At 59.6% G+C, this 17,952-nt stretch carries 17 protein-coding genes; 12 read left to right on the forward strand and 5 right to left on the reverse strand.

Annotation, left to right across the window (positions count from 1 at the left end; all coding sequences use genetic code 11):
* Positions 1-153 precede the first annotated feature (153 nt).
* Together JKL48_RS05770 and JKL48_RS05775 are read right to left on the reverse strand one after the other, a co-directional pair.
* The gene (locus JKL48_RS05770) at positions 154-813 is read right to left on the reverse strand and encodes a T9SS type A sorting domain-containing protein (protein ID WP_201979815.1); all 660 of its coding nucleotides are present in this window, start codon (positions 811-813) and stop codon (positions 154-156) included.
* Between the two features lie 357 nt (positions 814-1,170).
* On the reverse strand, positions 1,171-1,929 hold the full coding sequence (locus JKL48_RS05775) for a biotin--[acetyl-CoA-carboxylase] ligase (RefSeq protein ID WP_201979816.1): 759 nt from the start codon (positions 1,927-1,929) through the stop codon (positions 1,171-1,173).
* 67 nt (positions 1,930-1,996) lie between these two features.
* On the opposite strand from JKL48_RS05775, the gene rsfS reads away from it, so the two are divergent.
* The 10 genes from rsfS to JKL48_RS05825 all read left to right on the forward strand — a co-directional run bounded on the left by rsfS (position 1,997) and on the right by JKL48_RS05825 (position 13,117).
* A complete protein-coding gene (gene rsfS, locus JKL48_RS05780; protein ID WP_201979820.1) occupies positions 1,997-2,377 on the forward strand; it encodes a ribosome silencing factor in 381 nt (126 codons plus the stop codon).
* A 264-nt stretch (positions 2,378-2,641) separates the two neighbouring features.
* Positions 2,642-4,762: an ATP-dependent zinc metalloprotease FtsH gene (gene ftsH / locus JKL48_RS05785; RefSeq protein WP_201979826.1), complete on the forward strand. Its 2,121-nt coding sequence runs from the start codon at positions 2,642-2,644 to the stop codon at positions 4,760-4,762.
* Positions 4,763-4,838: 76 nt separating this feature from the next.
* Positions 4,839-5,498 carry a LutC/YkgG family protein gene (locus tag JKL48_RS05790; protein WP_201979833.1) on the forward strand — a complete coding sequence of 220 codons (660 nt, stop codon included), beginning with the start codon at positions 4,839-4,841 and terminating at the stop codon, positions 5,496-5,498.
* Between the two features lie 149 nt (positions 5,499-5,647).
* On the forward strand, positions 5,648-6,430 hold the full coding sequence (locus JKL48_RS05795) for a UDP-2,3-diacylglucosamine diphosphatase (RefSeq protein WP_201979835.1): 783 nt from the start codon (positions 5,648-5,650) through the stop codon (positions 6,428-6,430).
* A gap of 172 nt (positions 6,431-6,602) precedes the next feature.
* Complete coding sequence (locus JKL48_RS05800) at positions 6,603-7,487, forward strand: hypothetical protein (RefSeq protein WP_201979837.1); 885 nt, start codon at positions 6,603-6,605, stop codon at positions 7,485-7,487.
* Between the two features lie 114 nt (positions 7,488-7,601).
* Positions 7,602-8,768 (forward strand): zinc-dependent alcohol dehydrogenase, encoded by a 1,167-nt coding sequence (locus JKL48_RS05805; protein ID WP_201979839.1) that lies wholly within the window; start codon positions 7,602-7,604, stop codon positions 8,766-8,768.
* Between the two features lie 111 nt (positions 8,769-8,879).
* A complete protein-coding gene (locus JKL48_RS05810) occupies positions 8,880-10,082 on the forward strand; it encodes an AAA family ATPase (protein WP_201979841.1) in 1,203 nt (400 codons plus the stop codon).
* Positions 10,083-10,085: 3 nt separating this feature from the next.
* A complete protein-coding gene (locus JKL48_RS05815; protein ID WP_201979843.1) occupies positions 10,086-10,667 on the forward strand; it encodes a hypothetical protein in 582 nt (193 codons plus the stop codon).
* 117 nt (positions 10,668-10,784) lie between these two features.
* Positions 10,785-12,584, forward strand: coding sequence for a regulatory iron-sulfur-containing complex subunit RicT (gene ricT, locus JKL48_RS05820; protein ID WP_201979846.1), 1,800 nt, complete (start codon positions 10,785-10,787; stop codon positions 12,582-12,584).
* Between the two features lie 68 nt (positions 12,585-12,652).
* Positions 12,653-13,117, forward strand: coding sequence for a gliding motility lipoprotein GldH (locus JKL48_RS05825; RefSeq protein WP_201979849.1), 465 nt, complete (start codon positions 12,653-12,655; stop codon positions 13,115-13,117).
* 174 nt (positions 13,118-13,291) lie between these two features.
* Here the strand turns inward: JKL48_RS05825 and JKL48_RS05830 are convergent, their stop codons facing one another.
* On the reverse strand, positions 13,292-13,486 hold the full coding sequence (locus JKL48_RS05830) for a cold-shock protein (RefSeq protein WP_201979860.1): 195 nt from the start codon (positions 13,484-13,486) through the stop codon (positions 13,292-13,294).
* A gap of 248 nt (positions 13,487-13,734) precedes the next feature.
* Between JKL48_RS05830 and JKL48_RS05835 the strand changes: the two genes are divergently transcribed.
* Positions 13,735-15,015, forward strand: coding sequence for a hypothetical protein (locus JKL48_RS05835; RefSeq protein ID WP_201979863.1), 1,281 nt, complete (start codon positions 13,735-13,737; stop codon positions 15,013-15,015).
* 114 nt (positions 15,016-15,129) lie between these two features.
* On the opposite strand, the gene JKL48_RS05840 is transcribed toward JKL48_RS05835, so the two are convergent.
* Positions 15,130-16,107, reverse strand: a complete 978-nt coding sequence (locus JKL48_RS05840; protein ID WP_201979866.1) for a hypothetical protein — start codon at positions 16,105-16,107, stop codon at positions 15,130-15,132.
* A 115-nt stretch (positions 16,108-16,222) separates the two neighbouring features.
* On the opposite strand from JKL48_RS05840, the gene JKL48_RS05845 reads away from it, so the two are divergent.
* Positions 16,223-16,825 carry a DinB family protein gene (locus tag JKL48_RS05845; RefSeq protein WP_201979869.1) on the forward strand — a complete coding sequence of 201 codons (603 nt, stop codon included), beginning with the start codon at positions 16,223-16,225 and terminating at the stop codon, positions 16,823-16,825.
* Between the two features lie 299 nt (positions 16,826-17,124).
* Here the strand turns inward: JKL48_RS05845 and JKL48_RS05850 are convergent, their stop codons facing one another.
* Positions 17,125-17,928, reverse strand: a complete 804-nt coding sequence (locus JKL48_RS05850) for an outer membrane beta-barrel protein (protein ID WP_201979871.1) — start codon at positions 17,926-17,928, stop codon at positions 17,125-17,127.
* Between the last annotated feature and the right edge of the window lie 24 nt (positions 17,929-17,952).

Consider the following 17,952-nt stretch of genomic DNA (forward strand, 5'->3'; position numbering starts at 1 on the left):
AACACAAAAAGCAGCCCGGGGCTGCTTTTTGGTCAAACAATAGGCGGCGAAGCACGAGTACCCCGAATTTTTAATTCGGCCCATGTGAGCGATAACCTCAGGAGTCGCCCGCTCGGGCCGAATTAAAAATTCGGGGTACTCGGCCTTGCGAAATCAGTTCTGCAAAACCAGACGCTTCGTGCTCACCACCTTGCCGTCGACGAGCAGGCTGTAGAAGTACACGCCGGTGTGCAGGTCGCTCAGGTCGAGGGGCAGGCCGGCGGCCGTTAGCTCGGGCTTGAGGGCGATGGTGCGCAATTCCTGGCCGATGATGTTGCTCAGGCGCAGCTTGTATTCGCCGGCACTGGGCTTCTGGGTCAGCTGCACCGTTACCTGGCCGCGGCTGGGGTTGGGGAATACGTTGAGCGAAATGCCGGCTTCGCGGGCATCCAGGGTGGCCGTGGGCGTAGCCGCTACCACCGTGATGACGCCGTATTGGCCAGTGCCCACGCCGCCGTGGGCCGTGCAATGGTAGGGGAAGGTGCCAACGGTGTTGAACGTGTAGCTGAACGTCGTGCTGGCTGCATTCATTTGGAAAATGCTCCAGGCAGCCGGCGAGCTGTCCGACATGGTGGGATGGCTGGAAAAGCCCACGTAGCTCCACGTTACCCGGTCGCCGGCCGTGATGGTGCGGATGTCGGCCGTGCCGTTGGTATTGCCTGGCCCCCGGTAGTAGTTGTCACCTACCAGAATGGTGATGTTGGCGGCGAAGGCGGAAGCGGCGGTGAGAAACAGCGCGGCAACCATTGTCGCGGAACGAGTAAAGAGTTTCATAAGAGACGCAGAAAAATGAAGGGTGAAGAAGAACGAAGGGTTATGCAGCGGAAGACAAGCACCGTGCCGAAGTGACTTCCGCCTTGAGCTGACACAACGCCAGCTTTGCGGTTTCGGTTTGCAATGGACGGCTGAAAGCACCGAAGGTTGAGTGCCCGTACCAAAGCCAACTCGGCACCCCAGCCCGGACGGTTGCCTGAGAAGCAACTTTTTTATTAGAAGGTTTGAATATAGGCCTTGGATGCCGAAATCCCGGGCATGGTTGCTTAGAAGCTGTTTGAGTTAGCTAAAAATTCAATGAAATGGTCATGCTTCACTGCGCTCTGCATGACCGTTCTTATTAATTTAAACAGCCTCTTAGGCGTGCCGAATTTCCTGCAAGCCAAAGCGCCGCAGCTCGTCGCCGATGCGAACGGCTAAGCGGCCATCGTCCTCCACTCCGACAATCTGTCCTCGCACCTTTTGGCCATTCACGATAAACAAATGCGCTTCCTGGTAACGGTAGAGGGCTTGCAAATAGTCGTGCCGCAACGTACCCACCTGCCCGGCGCGCAGCTGCAGGTAGCGTCGCTCCAGGCATTCGAGCAGGCGCGCGGCCAGCGTTTCGCGCGAGTAGGCCCGGCCCGTGATTTGGCCAATGGAGGTGGCGGTGGCAATGGCAAAGTCCTGCTGGTTGATATTCAGGCCAATGCCAATGATGCTATATTGAATCTTTGGGCCGCTCAGGGTGTTCTCAATCAGGATGCCGCCCAGCTTTTGGTCACCGTAGAGCAGGTCGTTGGGCCACTTCAGCTTCAGTTTGAGGTCGGAGCCGAGCAGGGCGGCGGCCCAGTCGAACACCCCCAACGCCACGGCCTGGCTAAGGCGGAACTGCTCGGCGGCGGCCAGAAACGTGGGCTGCCACACCACCGAAAGCATCAGGTTTTCGGCCGGTGCGGCCTCCCACTGGTTGCCCCGCTGGCCCCGACCGGCGGTCTGAAAGTCCGTAATCACGGTGCAGCCCTCGCTGGCCCGGTTTTGGAGAATCAGGGTTTGGGCCTCCGAATTGGTGGACGCACAGGTGGGCAGCCAGACTAGCTGGCGGCCCGTAAACAGGGTTTGGGGGAGAACAACCACTTCCTTCTTGCGCGTATCGTTAACTTCGTAGACTTTCGGCTGTAAAGCTCACACCTAACACGACAATATGAAAAGCACGTTGGTCCGGCAGGATTCAGACACATTGGCAGATTTGGTTATTCGCGGGATGCAGGACAAAAAGGCGTCCGACATCGTGGTGCTGAATTTGAAGCAGCTAAAAAACGCCGTGGCGGATTATTTTATCATCTGCTCAGCAAACTCTGATACGCAACTCGACGCCGTGGCGCGGTCGGTGGAAGAAGAAATCGAAAAAGTAACCGGCGAAAGCCCCTGGCAAACCGAAGGCCGCACCAACCGCGAGTGGGTGCTGCTCGACTACGTGGACGTAGTGGTGCACGTGTTTCTGCGCGACCGCCGCAAGTTCTACGCCCTGGAAGAACTGTGGGGCGACGCGGATATCAGTTATATCGAAGCGGAGCCGGCGTAAGCAGCCGTCCACGCTCGTCATTCTGTTTCCGGTTGTCATCCTGAGCAGCGCGAGGGGCCTTCTCACATTCGCACCGTTTGGATTACTGCAAAACTTTTTTTTGGTGAGAAGGTCCTTCGCGCTGCTCAGGATGACAACCACCTCCGAAATGACAGGTGGAAATTTAAAATAAAACGTCCCGTCAGCCGTCTTGGCTTTTACCGAACATTTGTTTTCGGCGCGGTGTTTGGGCCGTGGTGTACCTGATTTTAATTAGCTATTTACATGTCGGATAAAAATCCCAATAACAATAAGAAAAAGAAGCCCTTGGTGTCTTCGCCCACTCCCCGGCCGGGCGTGCAGCTGTGGGTGCTGGCCGGCTTGCTGGTGTTCTTGTTCGGGGTGATGTGGGTCAATAACCTGGGTTCACCCGCGAAGATTAACCAGCAGAAATTCGAAGCCATGCTGGCTGCCGGCGACGTGCGCGACATCACCATCATCAACGAGAAGGTGGTGGAAGTTACCCTGAAAAGCGAGGCCCTGGCCAAGCCAGAGTACAAGCAGGACCTGACGCGGCGCACGCCCTTTGGGGCTGCCAGCAGCGGCGCCCAGTTTTACTTTCCGGTGGTGGATGCCAAGCTGTTTCAAGAAAACCTGGACAAGCTCCAGGCAAATCTGCCGGCCGCCCAGCGCCTCCCGCTCAACATCGATTCGCGCCAGAGCCCCGGCGACTACATCGGTACCTACGGCTTCATCGTGCTGATGATTGTCGGCTTCTGGTTCCTGATGCGCCGCATGGGCAGTGCCGGTGGCCCCGGTGGTCAGATTTTCAGCATCGGCAAGAGTCGCGCGGCCTTGTTTGAAGGCGGCGACAAGGTGAAAATTACTTTCAAAGACGTGGCTGGCCTGGAAGAGGCCAAGGAGGAAGTGCAGGAAATCGTAGAGTTCCTCAAGAACCCCAGCAAGTTCACCATCCTCGGCGGCAAGATTCCGAAAGGTGCCCTGCTGGTAGGCCCTCCCGGCACCGGCAAAACCTTGCTGGCCAAAGCCGTAGCCGGCGAGGCCGATGTGCCGTTCTTCTCGCTTTCGGGCTCCGACTTTGTAGAGATGTTTGTGGGTGTGGGTGCGGCTCGGGTACGTGACCTGTTCAAGCAGGCCAAAGCCAAAGCGCCCTGCATCATTTTTATCGACGAAATCGACGCCGTGGGCCGTTCGCGTAGCAAGGGCTCGATGCCCGGCGGCAACGACGAGCGGGAAAATACCCTGAACTCGCTGCTGGTGGAAATGGACGGCTTCGGCACCGACTCGGGCGTCATCATCCTGGCCGCTACCAACCGCCCCGACACGCTGGATTCGGCTCTGCTGCGCCCTGGCCGCTTCGACCGGCAGGTGAGCATCGACAAGCCGGACATCAACGGCCGCACCGAGATTTTCCGGGTGCACTTGAAGCCCATCACGCTGGGCCCCGACGTGGACGCCCGCCGTCTGTCGGCCCAAACCCCGGGCTTCGCCGGTGCTGAAATTGCCAACGTCTGCAACGAGGCTGCGCTGATTGCCGCTCGTCGCGACAAGAAATTCGTGACCGACCAGGACTTCACCGATGCCATTGACCGCGTGATTGGTGGCCTGGAGAAGAAGAATAAAATCATTTCGCCCGGCGAAAAGCGCATTGTGGCTTACCACGAAGCCGGCCACGCCATTGCCGGCTGGTTCCTGGAGCACGTCGACCCCTTGGTGAAAGTGAGCATTGTGCCCCGTGGTGTAGCGGCGCTGGGCTACGCGCAATACCTGCCCAAGGAGCAGTTCCTGTATAACACCGAGCAACTGATTGACGAAATGTGCATGGCCCTCGGCGGCCGCGCGGCCGAGGAGTTGGTATTCGGTAAAATCTCCACCGGCGCGCTGAGCGACCTGGAGCGCATCACCAAAATGGCCTATTCCATCGTGACGATGTACGGCATGAATGCCAAGCTCGGCAACGTGTCGTTCTACGATTCGAAGGGGCAGAATGAGTACGGTTTCTCTAAACCCTACTCGGAAGCCACTTCGCAGATGATTGACGAGGAAGTGCGCACCATCATCGAAAACGCCTACGTTCGCACCAAAGAACTGCTGACGGAGCGCCGCCACGAGTTGGAGGTAGTGGCTAAGGAACTGCTGGAAAAAGAAGTGCTGCAACAGGAAGACCTGACCCGCCTCGTGGGCCCGCGCCCCTTCGAAACCCAGACCAACTATCAGGCCCATATGGCCGGCACCGACCGCAGCGAAACCGCCAGCGAAGTGAAGGGCGAACAGGCCGCTGGCGGCAAGCTCGGCAGCGACTTGCCCGACCTGCACCTGCCCGGCCTGGAGGACAACCGCAGCAACGAGGCTTCGGCTCCCAGCGGCAGCGCAGTGGCCGGCTAAGCGCGTTGCGCGCTTGATATGATGAAAAGCCAGCCTTGCGGGGCTGGCTTTTTTTATGCGTACTACTTTTGCATTTATGTCCACCACCTCCCGCGACGCCGTGCTGGCCCGAATCCGCCAGGGTTTGGCGGCTGGGCCGGCCCCACTGCCGCCCCGGCCCAATTTTACCGCGCCTGTACACCCGCCGCTGAACAACCCCGACATCGTGGTGGCTTTTGCCGAGAGCTTCCAGCGGGTGGGAGGCGAGTTCTACTATTGCGAGTCGCTGGCGCATCTGGCAGCGCAGCTCAACGGTTTTCGGCAACGGCAGCAAGTTTCGGCTCCCTACGTGTGGGAGCCTGAAATGCAGGCGCTGCTGTACAAAGCCGGGGTGGCGTTTCGGGCCGACGAATCAGAGTTTATTGAAAAAGCTGACTTGGGGCTAACGTCCTGCGAGGCACTGGTGGCCCGCACCGGTAGCGTGTTGGTATCGGCGGCCACGGCTAGCGGGCGCCGGCTCAGCATCTACCCCGACCAGCACTTAGTGCTGGCCCGGCCCAGCCAGGTAGTGGCCGAAATAGGGGAGGCCCTGGGCGTGGTGCAAGTTCGCTACGGCACCCGGCTGCCGTCCATGGTGTCGCTCACCAGTGGCCCCAGCCGCACGGCCGACATCGAGAAAACGCTGGTGTTGGGCGCGCACGGCCCGCGCCGCATTGCGTTGTTTTTGTTGGAAGAAGACGACGTTGCGCTTGATTAAGAATGAAAAACGCCTGTCATCCTGAGCTTGCGAAAGACCTTACGACCAAAGAACGGTTTGCAGTACTTACAATCAGTGCCATCGTGACAAGGTCCTTCGCAAGCTCAGGATGACAGGCGTTTTTCATTCTTCATTCCTCATTAAACCGAATGAAGTCTCCCCATTTGCTGTCTGACCTTGCCTTGCCGCCTGGCAAGAAGGTATATTTCGCTTCCGATTTCCACTTGGGCGCGCCGGATGCGGCTACTTCGCTGGCGCGGGAAAAGCGCATTGTGCGCTGGCTGGATGCGGCGGCGCAGGACGCGGCGGCCATCTATCTACTGGGCGATTTGTTCGACTTTTGGTTTGAATACAAGCACGCCATTCCGCGCGGGTTCAGCCGCTTGCAGGGCAAGCTGGCCGAGTTGACCGACGGCGGCCTGCCCATCACCATCTTCACCGGCAACCACGACATGTGGATGTTTGGCTACTTCACCCAAGAAATGGGGATTCCGGTTCTGCGGCAGGAAGTATCGCAGCGCATTGGCGACAAGCTCTTCCACATTGGGCACGGCGACGGGCTGGGGCCCAAGGATTACAGCTACAAGGCGCTGAAGCATGTATTTACTTCGGGCGTGGCGCAGTGGCTATTTGCGCGGCTGCACCCCAACTTCGGCATTGGCATGGCCAACAAGTGGAGCCGCCGCAGCCGTATGCAGACCGGCAAGGACGATACCACGTATTTTGGCGACGAAGAATGGCTGCTGCAATACTGCCGCGAGCTGGAAAACCGTTTACACCACGACTATTACGTGTTTGGCCACCGCCACTTACCACTCGATGTGGAGGTGGCGCCCGGCAGCCGCTACGTGAATCTGGGCGAATGGGTCAATTATTGTTCTTACGGCGTGTATGATGGCAATGAATTGGCTCTGCGGCATTTTGAGAAGTAGTGGCCTTCGGCAACCTCACCCCCTGACCCCCTCTCCAAAAAAGAGGGGGCACCGGTTCGTGAGGACGATTTCGTCAGGTGCATGGCCGGTGCCCCCTCTTTTTTGGAGAGGGGGTCAGGGGGTGAGGTGCCAGGCCCGCGCCTTCCTGCTCTTTGTTCTTGGCTCTAACCTCTTGGCTCTTAACCTCGCCCACGCCCAAACCACCGTCCCCTCTGCCGCTTCCACGGCGCCAGCGGCCACCCAAACGGTGGCGCCCGTGCAGCCCGTGCCCCAGCCGCCGCTCGATGCCACGGCCGCGCCCACCGCTGCGCCCTGGAAGCTGCTGCGCCTTATCAAGCTGCCCAATCCGGGGGCCGCGTCGCTGGACCGCCGGGGGGCGCTGTATGTGGCCGATGCCGACAATAACCTCCGCCAGTATGGCCCCGAAGGACTACCCCTGAGTACCTACGCCCCCACCCAGCCGGGCCACGCCGCCCAGGTAGAGGCCTGGAACGTGACCACCACCCTCGTCTTCAACGACGACCGGCAGCAGCTGGTGCTGCTCGACCGGTTTCTGTCGCTCATCAGCGAAGTGCGACTGGCCGACTACATCGACGGCACCGTGCGGGTGGCTACGCTGGCACCGGACAACTTCATTTGGCTGCTCGACGAAAGCAACCTTGTGCTGCGCGAATTCGACCCCAACACCCTGCGCCTCGTGCAGAATACGCCGCTGGATTTGCTCATCGGCCGCTCCCGGCCCGACTTCCGGTTCATTCGCCAGTACCAGAACAATACTTACCTCGTGGACCGTAGCACCGGCGTGTACGTGTTCGATAACCTGGGCAACTACAAAAAAAAGCTGCCCTTCCCCGGCCTGAGCACCATCGGTTTTCGCGGCGATGAGCTGTACTATCTGGATGGAGGTGCGCTGCACTTTTTCCACCTCTACAACCTGACCGAGCGCCGCGTGGCCCTGCCCGCTGGCCTCGACCCCGGCACCGTGCGCCAGGTGCTGGTAAGCGAAATGTATGCTTATATTTTTACCGCAGCGGGCGTGGCTGTTTATCAGATGTAAGGCTTGGAACTACGGCTGAGGTTCAGGCCAGCTGTAGCCTCAGCCGTAGTAACCTGAGTGAAATCAGGCCGTTAGCCGGGAAGTTCTTCCTTTCCCATTTCTAATGCCTGTTTCATGAAAGCTCTTCGCATTCACGGTGCCAAAGATGTCCGCGTCGACAACGTTGACGACCCCGAAATCAAGGAATCGCGCGACATTATTCTGCGTGTGACCAGCACGGCCATCTGCGGGTCCGACCTGCACATTTACAACGGCAGCATTCCCCAGCCTACCCCCCAAACCCTGGGCCACGAGTTCATGGGCATTGTGGAGGAAGTGGGCAAGGGCGTCACCAACCTCAAGCGCGGCGACCGGGTGGTGGTGCCCTTCCCGGTGGCCTGCGGCCATTGCGCGTTCTGCAACCACGACCTGCCCGGCCACTGCGAAAACTCCAACCCCGACCACTACGGCCCCGAAGGCGGCCTGATGACCGAAAAAGGCGGCGCCCTGTTCGGCTATACCAGCCTGTATGGCGGCTACGATGGCGGCCAGGCCGAGTTCGTGCGCGTACCTTATGCCGACTTTGGCCCCCGCAAAGTGCCGGATAACCTCACCGACGAGCAGGTGCTTTTCCTCACCGACATCTTCCCCACCGGCTACACCGGCATCGACTGGGCTGGGGTGAAAGGGGGCGAAACGGTGGCTATTTTTGGAGCTGGCCCGGTGGGCATCATGGCGGCCAAATCGGCCTGGCTGCGCGGGGCCAAGCGCGTCATCAACGTCGATACCCAGCAGTACCGGCTGGACAAGGCCAAGCAGTCGGCCCGGTCCGAAGGCATTCTCTGGGAAAGCCACCAGCAGGTGGTGGACCAAATCCGGAGCATGACCGGCGGCTACGGCGCCGACGTGGTGGTGGAAGCCGTAGGCTTCGAGCCTGACCGCAACGTGCTGGACCGCGCTAAGTCCGTCATCAACCTCGAAAAAGGCTCCGACAAAGTGCTGCTGGCCTGCATGAGCGCCGTGCGGCGGGGCGGTTTCGTATCGGTGCTGGGCGTGTACTCCTCGCCCTTCGACAACTTCCCCATCCACCAATTCTTCGACAAAGGCATCACCCTGAAAGGCGGCCAGGCGCCCGCTCACAAGTACATCGACAAGCTGCTTCAACACGTAGCCAATGGCGACGTGAAGCTCGATGACATTATTTCGCACCGTCTGCCGCTAAGCCAGGCCCCGCACGCCTACGACATCTTCCGCAACAAAAAGGACAACTGCACCAAAGTGGTACTGAAGCCCGGCGAGTAGGTGCTTAATCGGATTGATTTGAAAAATGCCCCGGCCGCTTTGGTCGGGGCGTTTTGCGTTAGGGGGATACGGCGTGGACTCTGCCCGTACTTTTACCAAAAATCCACTGCTATGAAAAACGCCATCACCACCCTGCGCATTCAGAATTTCAAGTCTATCAAAGACGTGGAAATGAAGCCGCGCCGGGTGAACATCATCATCGGCGAGCCGAACGTTGGAAAGTCGAATATCCTGGAGGCGATGAGCTTGCTGGGAGGGATGGTGTATGATAAAAAGAAGCGTTTCATGAGTGGCTTCCTTAGATATGAGCGAGTGAATCAGCTATTCTTCGATAATCTCGTTGCTAATACCGTTCAAATAGAGTCGAATAGAGATATTGCATTCATAACTCCAATTGCGCGAAAAGGCTATTTCCAATCTGTATACATTAACCAAGAGGCATTCCATTTTTTATGGGGTACTGCAATGGGACTGACTGGCAAGACTGATAATGAATGGGAGGAAACCAGAATAGACTTTATGGCTGGCTTTGCTGAATACATAGTCCGTAATCCAGAAGAATTCAATGGTTTAGAATATGTGCGCCGAGAATTCAATACTTCGGGCAATCGCGATACTGATGCTCCGAATGAGCAGGGGCATTGGAAGCCAATTGAAATGATAACTGCCTCCGACCAAATAAGAAAGGTGCATATAAGACCATATTTTTTTGTAAAAGGTCATCCTGTCATTGAGGAGTATGGGACGCAATACCTACAGCCACCAGTAGGTGATAATCTTAAAAATTGTATACAAGCATTCTCTGTTTTGCGGCAGGACGTAGCAAAGCTTTTTGCCAAATATGGCTTGAAGCTGATGCTGCACATGGAAAATAAACAGCTTGAAGTCATCAAAGACCTTGATGGTATAATCTATTCCTACCCGTATTCCAGCACTGCCGATACTCTCCAGCGCCTCATCTTCTATCTCGCTGCGATTGAAAGCAACGACGACGCGGTAATTCTGCTCGAAGAGCCCGAGGCGCACTCGTTTCCCGTGTATGTATCGCAGTTGGGACGGCGCATTGTAGCTAGCCGGAACAATCAGTTTTTCGTGGCAACGCACAGTCCCTACCTCATCACGGAGATTCTGGAGGAGATGTTAACCAACGACGAACTTGCACCAGAACTGGCCATGTTCGTGGCCTACTACGAGGACTATCAAACCAAAGTCCGGCAACTGGATGACGATGAAGTGCGGGCCATTCGTGCCGATGGCTTGGACGTGTTCTACAACATGGCGCGTTTCGTGCCTGGCCCCGATACCGACTTCTAGCGCATGGCGGCTCCTACCCCCGTCCTGTTTGTGCCCGAATGCTACGCCGACACGGCCGTGACGCTAACCCTGCTGCGGGAAAACCGCGCCAGCCACAAGCGGCTACTCAACTTTGTGAGCCACGGCCAGGGCATCAAAAAAGTAGGTAATGTGATGCGCCTGCAACCCACGGCCCCCAGCAATACGCGCCGGGTGGTGGGCATTGTGGACGTTGACAAAGACTTTTACGAGCATCCTCACTTGCGCGGGTTCACGCGGGTGCTTAGTGGCAGCCTGACCCGCAAGCAGCATTCACACGCCTTGCTGCAACACGCGGAATTTTCCAGCCAATTTCTAATTGCCATCAATCCGGCCTGCGAAGTATGGCTGCTCGACCGCGCGGCCGAATTGGGCAAGACTCCGGCCGATTTCGGATTGCCCAATGATTTGGATGCATTCAAAGCGTTTTGCAAAACCCAAGACGCTGAGCGCGACCCCCGCTTGCGGAACTTACTGGACGCTGTAGCTAAGGCTTATCATCCTGCTTACCGCGTCTTGGCCGAATTTGTGGCCGACATAATGGACCTTGACCATCCGTTGCCCTAACGGCGAGGCCTATTTCCCGCCCAAACTTTCTGCCTGCCCAAACGGGTTATCTTTGCTAGATTCCCACTCATCAGCGGCCGGGACAATGCGCCGCTTCACTTATATATAATCAGCCAGATGGCTTGCTCAACTTGTTCAACCGGTGGGGGCTGCGGCACCACCAAAGTAGGAGGCTGCGGCTCCAAAGGCGGCTGCAGCTCCGGCGGCTGCACCCGCATGAATGTGTTCGATTGGCTCCAGGACGTGGAGATTCCCGATTCTTTTGCCGGGTTCGACATCGTAGAAGTCCGCTTCAAAGGCGGCCGCAAGGAGTTCATGCGCAACGACCAGCGCCTGCCCCTCGTGACGGGCGATGCCGTGGTGGTCGACGCCGCTGGCTCCGGCTGGCACCTCGGCCACGTCTCGCTAAAGGGTGAGCTGGTGCGCCTGCAAATGCGCAAGAAGAAAGTGCCCACCGACTCGAAAGAAATCCGCAACATCCTGCGCATTGCCACGCCCGACGACGAAGAGCGGTGGCAGGCCGTGCGCGACCTCGAAACCGGCACCATGTTCCGGGCCCGCGCCGTGGTAAGCGAGTTGCGCCTCCGCATGAAACTCTCTGATGTAGAGTATCAAGCTGACCGCACCCGCGCCCTTTTCTACTACTCAGCCGAGGACCGGGTGGACTTCCGCGAGCTTATCCGCCGCCTGGCCGACGAGTTCCGGGTGCGCGTGGAAATGCGCCAGATTTCGTTGCGTCAGGAGGCGGGGCGCATTGGTGGCATTGGGGTGTGCGGGCGCGAACTGTGCTGCTCAACCTGGCTTCAGGATTTCAAAACCGTGAGCACCACCGCAGCCCGCTACCAGAACCTGAGCCTCAATCCGCAAAAGCTGGCCGGCCAGTGTGGCCGCCTCAAGTGCTGCCTCAACTATGAGCTGGACGCCTACCTCGACGCCCTAAAGGACATTCCGCAGGTGCAGCGCCCGCTGAAAACCAGCAAGGGCGAAGCCTTTTTGCAGAAAACCGACATCTTTCGCCGCCGCATGTGGTTTGCTTTCAAAGGCGACAACAACTGGGTGATGCTCGACACGACCCGCGTGCGCGAGCTGCTGGAAGTGAACAAGCGCGGCGAGATAATCGAAACCCTGCTGGCCCCCCGCGAAGAAGCCCCCGAGCCCGAAGTATCGGCCATCGTGGAAGGCTCGCTCGACCGCCTCGACGATAAAATCAAGTCCAGCGCCAAGCGCAGCAAACGCAAAAAAGGCCGGGGCGAAAAAGATGGCGCCAACGCTGCCGAAGCTTCGGAAGGCCGCGCCTCCCGGGAAAGCCGCGAGCCGCGTGAGCCCCGGCCCACCCGGGAGCCCCGCGCCGCCCAAGAGCCCGGCACCGAGCCCCGCGAAGGTCGGGAACCGCGCGAAGGCCGCCCGGCCCGCGAGCCGCGCGAAGGCCGTTCCGACCGTAGCGGCCGCCGGCCTGCTGGTGCTGCGCCCGGCGGCCCCCGTCCGCCGGAGCAAATGACCAGTCCCGGTCCCGGCGACCCCGACAACCCCGTGCCTGCCCTCGGTGATGTGCCCGAGCAGCGGGGCCGCCGGGGAGCCGCTGCCCGCCCCCTCAACCGCCGGGGTGGGCGCGGCCGCGGCGATACCTCTCGTTCCGAAGCCAAGGATGGCGCAAGCTCCGGCGACGCCGGAGAGTCCCGCCCTGAAGGCAGCGGCCGCAACCGCCGGCCCGAGGGCGGGCGCCGCACCGATACTCCTGCTGATGCCAACGCCACTCCGCGCGCCAATGCCGATGGAGGCGGTGAACCCCGGCCCCCGCGCGACGGCAACGAGCGCCGCGAAGGCCGGGGCGGCCGCAACCGACGGGGCGGCCGTGGGCCTGCCGGTGAAGGCAACAGCAACCCGGCCGGACCGCCAGCGGCTCCGGCTGGGGCGTAATTGTTTGTCTACTATCCCGATTTTGAATGCCACTTATTAGTAAAAACCAGCGCGTTGCTCTTCGTGCTATGGCTATGCTGGGACTGCTGGCCGGGCTCACGGCCTGCGACCCCAACCGGGTATTTGAGCAAAACATCGACTTCGCCAACTACTCCTGGGATGTGCAGAAGAAGCCCGCTTTCACCTTTGCCATCCAGGATACCACGGCGCGCTACGATGTGTATTTCAACGTGCGGTATGCGTCGGCCTACGGGTTCTATAACCTGTACATGAAGCATACCCTGACCGGACCCGGCGGGCCGGTGGGCCAGCCGCTGCTGCACCAAATACTCCTGATGGACCCCAAAACCGGCGAGCCCAAGGGCAGCGGCACCGGCGACATCTACGATTTGCAACTGCTGGCTTTGCCCAATCAGCACTTTGCCAAACCCGGGAGCTACACGCTGACGCTGGAGCAATACATGCGTCAGGACCAGCTGCCCGGCCTCATGGCCGTGGGCGTGCGCGTGGCCAAGCACGTGGAGAAGAAGTAGGCTGGAGTCGCCAAGCCTGATTCACAAATAAAAAACGTCATGCTGAGCGCCGCCGAAGCATCTCGCGTGGGGTAGTAATCAAATCCGGTAAACGATTGATTTACTATTGCACGCGAGATGCTTCGGCGGCGCTCAGCATGACGTTTTCTTTTATACTACAAGTCTGACGCTTGCTTATTGCACGCGGGTAACATCCACGGCATTGGGGCCTTTTTTGCCGGCTTTGATGTTGAATTGCACCCGGTCGCCTTCCTGAATTTCGTGGATAAGCCCGGTTTGGTGGACAAAAATTTCTTCCTGGTTGTCGTCGGCGATGATGAAGCCGAAGCCTTTGGTGTCGTTGAAAAACTTAACGGTGCCGGTAAACATATAAAGGGGATAATAAATGAGGGGTGGCCTTTGCCTAACGCACCAAGCCGGGCGGGAGTTGGGTGGTCTGAGCCGGAAAGTGTGGAGCGCAGCCGAGCAAAGGTAAAATCGTGCGGTCGAATCGTCCATATTCCCGCCAGTGCAGGCGTGGGCGAAGGCCAAAAGAAAGGAATGAAAACCACGGGTTGAGGCACGCGTATAGAACGCTGGCTCGTCCGTCACCAGCTCCCACCCTTTATTCACGCACCATGCAAAACGAGGAAGAAACCCTGAATACCGAGCCTAACGACATCGCTGGCAACCGCATCGACGGGCCCGTGGGCAACACTGCTGCTCAGCACAATACTGGTCTGGGCGTGGGCCAGCCCGGCACCGCTGCTCCCGCCGGACAGGGCGCTGCACAAAGCGGTACCGAACCAACTTCCAGCGAGTCGCTGGCAGCCTCGGAAACCAGCGTGGGCGCCGGTGCGGTGGGTGGCGACAACCAGCCGCAGGAAAACAAAGAAGCCAACCCCGCCTCCCTGACCCCCGGTGATACGTACGGCGGCAACTTCAGCAACAGCACCCAAAACAGCTACCACGACCAGGACCGCCGCGAAAACCAGAACAGCGACCCCAATCGGGGCGAATTTGGCGCCCAGAACCTGGGCGGCACCACGCACGGCGGCTTCGGCAACCAAAACCGCCTGGCCGACTACGAACCCAACAACACAGCCGAGGACAAGTACTACGGCGGCCCCGGTGCTCCCGGCCCGCAGGACAATGCCTACCGCGACTACGACGGCCGCGATGCCCGGTCCGATTCCCGCTCGGAGTACGGGTTTGAGCGGGGCACCGATGACGCCTCCTCGGCCAACCGCCGCCAGTCCAACAACGAAAGCAGCGGCAGCGCGCCGGGCAACCCCGGCAACGACCCGGCCCGCACGGATGCCAAAGCGGCTTATCAAAACGACAATGGCGCCGTGAAAGGCCCCGACCGTGGCTATGCCGACGACTACGGCCATACCACGCTCCAGAGCGTTGCGCCAAACGCTACCTCGCAAGCCGCGGCCACGCCCGACCAACGCAACCAAACCGAAGACTACCTCCCGGCCCAAAGCGGCGCCGACAAGCAAGGCCACCACGTGGTACCCAGCGACTATTCTACCAATCAGCCCGAAATGGCCGACCAGCGCGGCCAGCGCCCCGCCGACAGCCAGGGTTATGGCGACCGGGGCCGCGACCAGGCCAACGCTGCGCCTGATTTCCAGACCGGCAACGACCGCAACGGCTACACCCAAGCGCAGGCCAACAACGGCGACGCTGCCCAGGGCATAGGCTCGCGCGGGGGCTCCTACAACGACGCCTACGACGACAGCCAGCCCAACAGCAAAGCCGGCTCGCCGGCCAAAGGCGACGAACGCAGCCAGGACCGCAGCCAGAACTACGGTACGGCCGCCCGCGAAGAAAACCGCCCCGACGAGGCTAACCGCGAAGACCACGGCGCCCCCCAACGCAACGCCGGCCGCGACGGCGAGGCCGACGAGTAGGCAAACAGCCGCGCTTGGCATCCTGGTGAATTTTCAAACACCACAGAAAAAGGTCCGACTAAGCAAAGCGCAAGTCGGACCTTTTTCTGTGGTGTTTGAAGCAAATGTGCACGCCTACCGGTGCACCTTCACGTTGATATCGTACTGGTAGCGGGGCGGGCCGCCCAGCGGAATCGCGAAGAAAGGCATGGCCGTTTCGTACTGGTCGGTCACGTAGAAAACCATGTCGTTGGGGGCCGGCTTGTTGGACGTGAGGCGGAAATCAAGGCTGAGGCCGTGCTCTTTGGGCGAGATGGGGAACACGCTGTTGGCCCACTCGCCGTCGCCGCTCATGGTGCCGGGCTGGCCGTTTTTGGCAATGCTGAACACGTTGAGGGTGGCCGCGTTATCTGCATCGAAATTGCTTTGTTTGATGCTCACCACTTTGTCGTTAACGAATGGGTAGAGGTGCACGGTGGTTTTGCTGGCCGTGGCCGGCAGGCGGAAGCAGTACTCGTAGGTGAAGGCGTTGCCGCCTTCGACCGACACGTTGGCCGTGGGGCTGGTGCTGAAAAAATAGCGGTACAGGTTGCCATCGTTGCCGCTGAGGCCCCGGGCCACCAACTTGAAAACGTGGCCTTTGAACTCGTTCACCATCTCGCCTTCCAGCGGGTTGAGGGGGCCGAAGGTGTACCATTTGCCGTCGTACTTGGGGTCGGCCCCAAACGTAACGCTTTTGAGCAGGCGGCCGGGCGGCACGGGGTTGGTGGGGCGCGGGTCGCGGGCCTGCGGGCCACTGAACGTGCCAGGGCCGCCGTAGAGGCTGAACGAGGTCGTGGTGTTGGCGGGGCCTTTGAGGTCGTCGTTTTTGCCGCCGCAGTCGGGGTCCCACACGCGGATGTAGACCGGCGTGCGCTGCTGCTCAGGAATAAGAAAAAAGAACGTCTGCGTGTAGTCGTCGTCGCCCCACATCTTATCCGATTGAGCGCCAAAGGTGACCAGGCTCTCCACCCGCTCGCCGGCGTTGGGCACGGCTTGGGCGTGGGTCCCGCCCGGGACGGCCGCCAGCAAGGCTATCAGTGCACTAGTCTGCCGAAAGTATTGTTTTATCATGCAGCCAATATACCGAGCCGAATCCATTCGGCGGGTTTATTCCAACTCTTTCAATCCGAATTTATTCGGAATCCGCTGCTAAATTGTATGTTTACGGCTTGTTAGCCCCGCGCCTATGCCCGCTGCCGTCCGCGCCACCACTGATTTTTTTGACCAACTCACCAACGACCTGCTGGTGTTGCGGGTATTGGCCCAGCAGCGCTTCCGGCCGCTGAGCGCCGAGGAGCTGAACCGCCGCCCCAGCCCCAGCCGCTGGAGTGCCGGCCAGTGCCTTGAGCACCTCAACATTGTGGGGGGCTACTACTTGCCCAGCATCGCGGCCCGCATCAAGCGGGCACAGGCCCGCGGCTCAACCCCCGCGCCCACGGCCAAACAAGGCTACATTGGGCGGCGTTTTATTGAAGCCATGCGCGCCCCGGTCAGCGTGAAAGCCTACACCACGCCCCAGCGCTACGCGCCCACCGGCACCCGCCTGCCCCGCACGGTCGCCGAGGTTTTCAGCCGCCAGATTGATGAACTGCTGCGCCTGGTGCTGCTGGCCCGCCAGGTAAACGCCAACGCCGTGCGCATTCCCAACGCTATTTTTCCGTTGCTTATGTTCCGCCTGACGGACCAGCTGGAGTTCCTGGTGGTGCACATTCAGCGGCACGTGGCGCAGGCCGAAGCCGTGCTGGCTGGCAACGGGATAGGGGCCAACGTGAAAGTGGGCGAGGCCTAAGTAGTCCGGAGCAATGCGGTAGCGGAAGCTAGCTGTTTAGGCAGTCGCGTCGGCGGGGCTTGCTGGCGATTGTTCGCCGGCTATCCGCTCGTCGGATGCCTGAGGCCGCGTGCGTAACGAGCCGCTAGCCGGTGAAAAACCGCAAGCAGGCCCAAATGCTAACGCGGCGAGAACTGCTTCAACAGCAGCCCAGTAGCAAGACAGTGGGTTGAATGCCACTGCCAGGTGTGCTTGCCACTTCCTAAAGCCTTTTCGGCGGCCCCGGTGCCCGCTGCTGGTTTGCCGGGGCCGCCGGTGGCTTATTTGCTCAGCTCAAACAGATACGTGGCGGCTAGCTGAATGCTGCGGTTCTTGGCCGTGATGCCAACATCTTTGCCATCAGAATCGTTGGGAATCAGGTTGTTGAACCCCATGCTGTAGCCGGCTTGTACCTGCACCGGTCCCCGACGGAAGCCGACACCGCCGTTCAGGCCCATATCAAATTTGCGGAAGGGAATGCTGGTCGGAGGCGCACTCAGCAGATTGGGATTGGGGTATTTGTCGTCGAACGTGACGTCGACTTTGCCGGCCTGTGCTTCGTTGTGGTTGCTGGTGTACGTGGTGCCGCCGTAGGTCTGCGTATCGGTGCTCACGTCCTTGTAGTCGTATTCGAACGTGCCCCCGAGGCCAAAAGCCAAGTAGGGCCCGGCAAATACCTGGAAGCCCGACCCTTCGGCCGTGTACACCAGGTTGAGCGGAATTTCGAAGTAATTGATGCGCGGCGTGGCTTTAATGGTCACCGTTTCGCTGTAGGTGTAAGAATACCCACTGCCGCCCGAAGAGGAGTTTTGCGTGCTGGTGAAGTTGAGCTCAGAGCCTTTCTGGGTGTATAGCAGCGCCGGCTGGAAAGAGAAACCGCCAAAGCTGATATCCATAGCTGCGCCAAACTGGCCACTAAAAATATTGCTGGCGGTGCCCGTGTTGGAGCCAGTGGTGTTAAATGTACTCAGGTTGCCTCCTAGGCGCGGTCCCGCGCTAATCTTGGTTTGGGCTTGGGCAGCGAATGCGGAGCCCACGAATAGCAGCGCGCTAAGGCCAATTTTTGGCAGAAAAGATGATTCCATGAGAATAGAAAGCGAGTAATGAAC

Source organism: Hymenobacter rubidus, from assembly GCF_016734815.1.
Lineage (GTDB): Bacteria > Bacteroidota > Bacteroidia > Cytophagales > Hymenobacteraceae > Hymenobacter > Hymenobacter rubidus.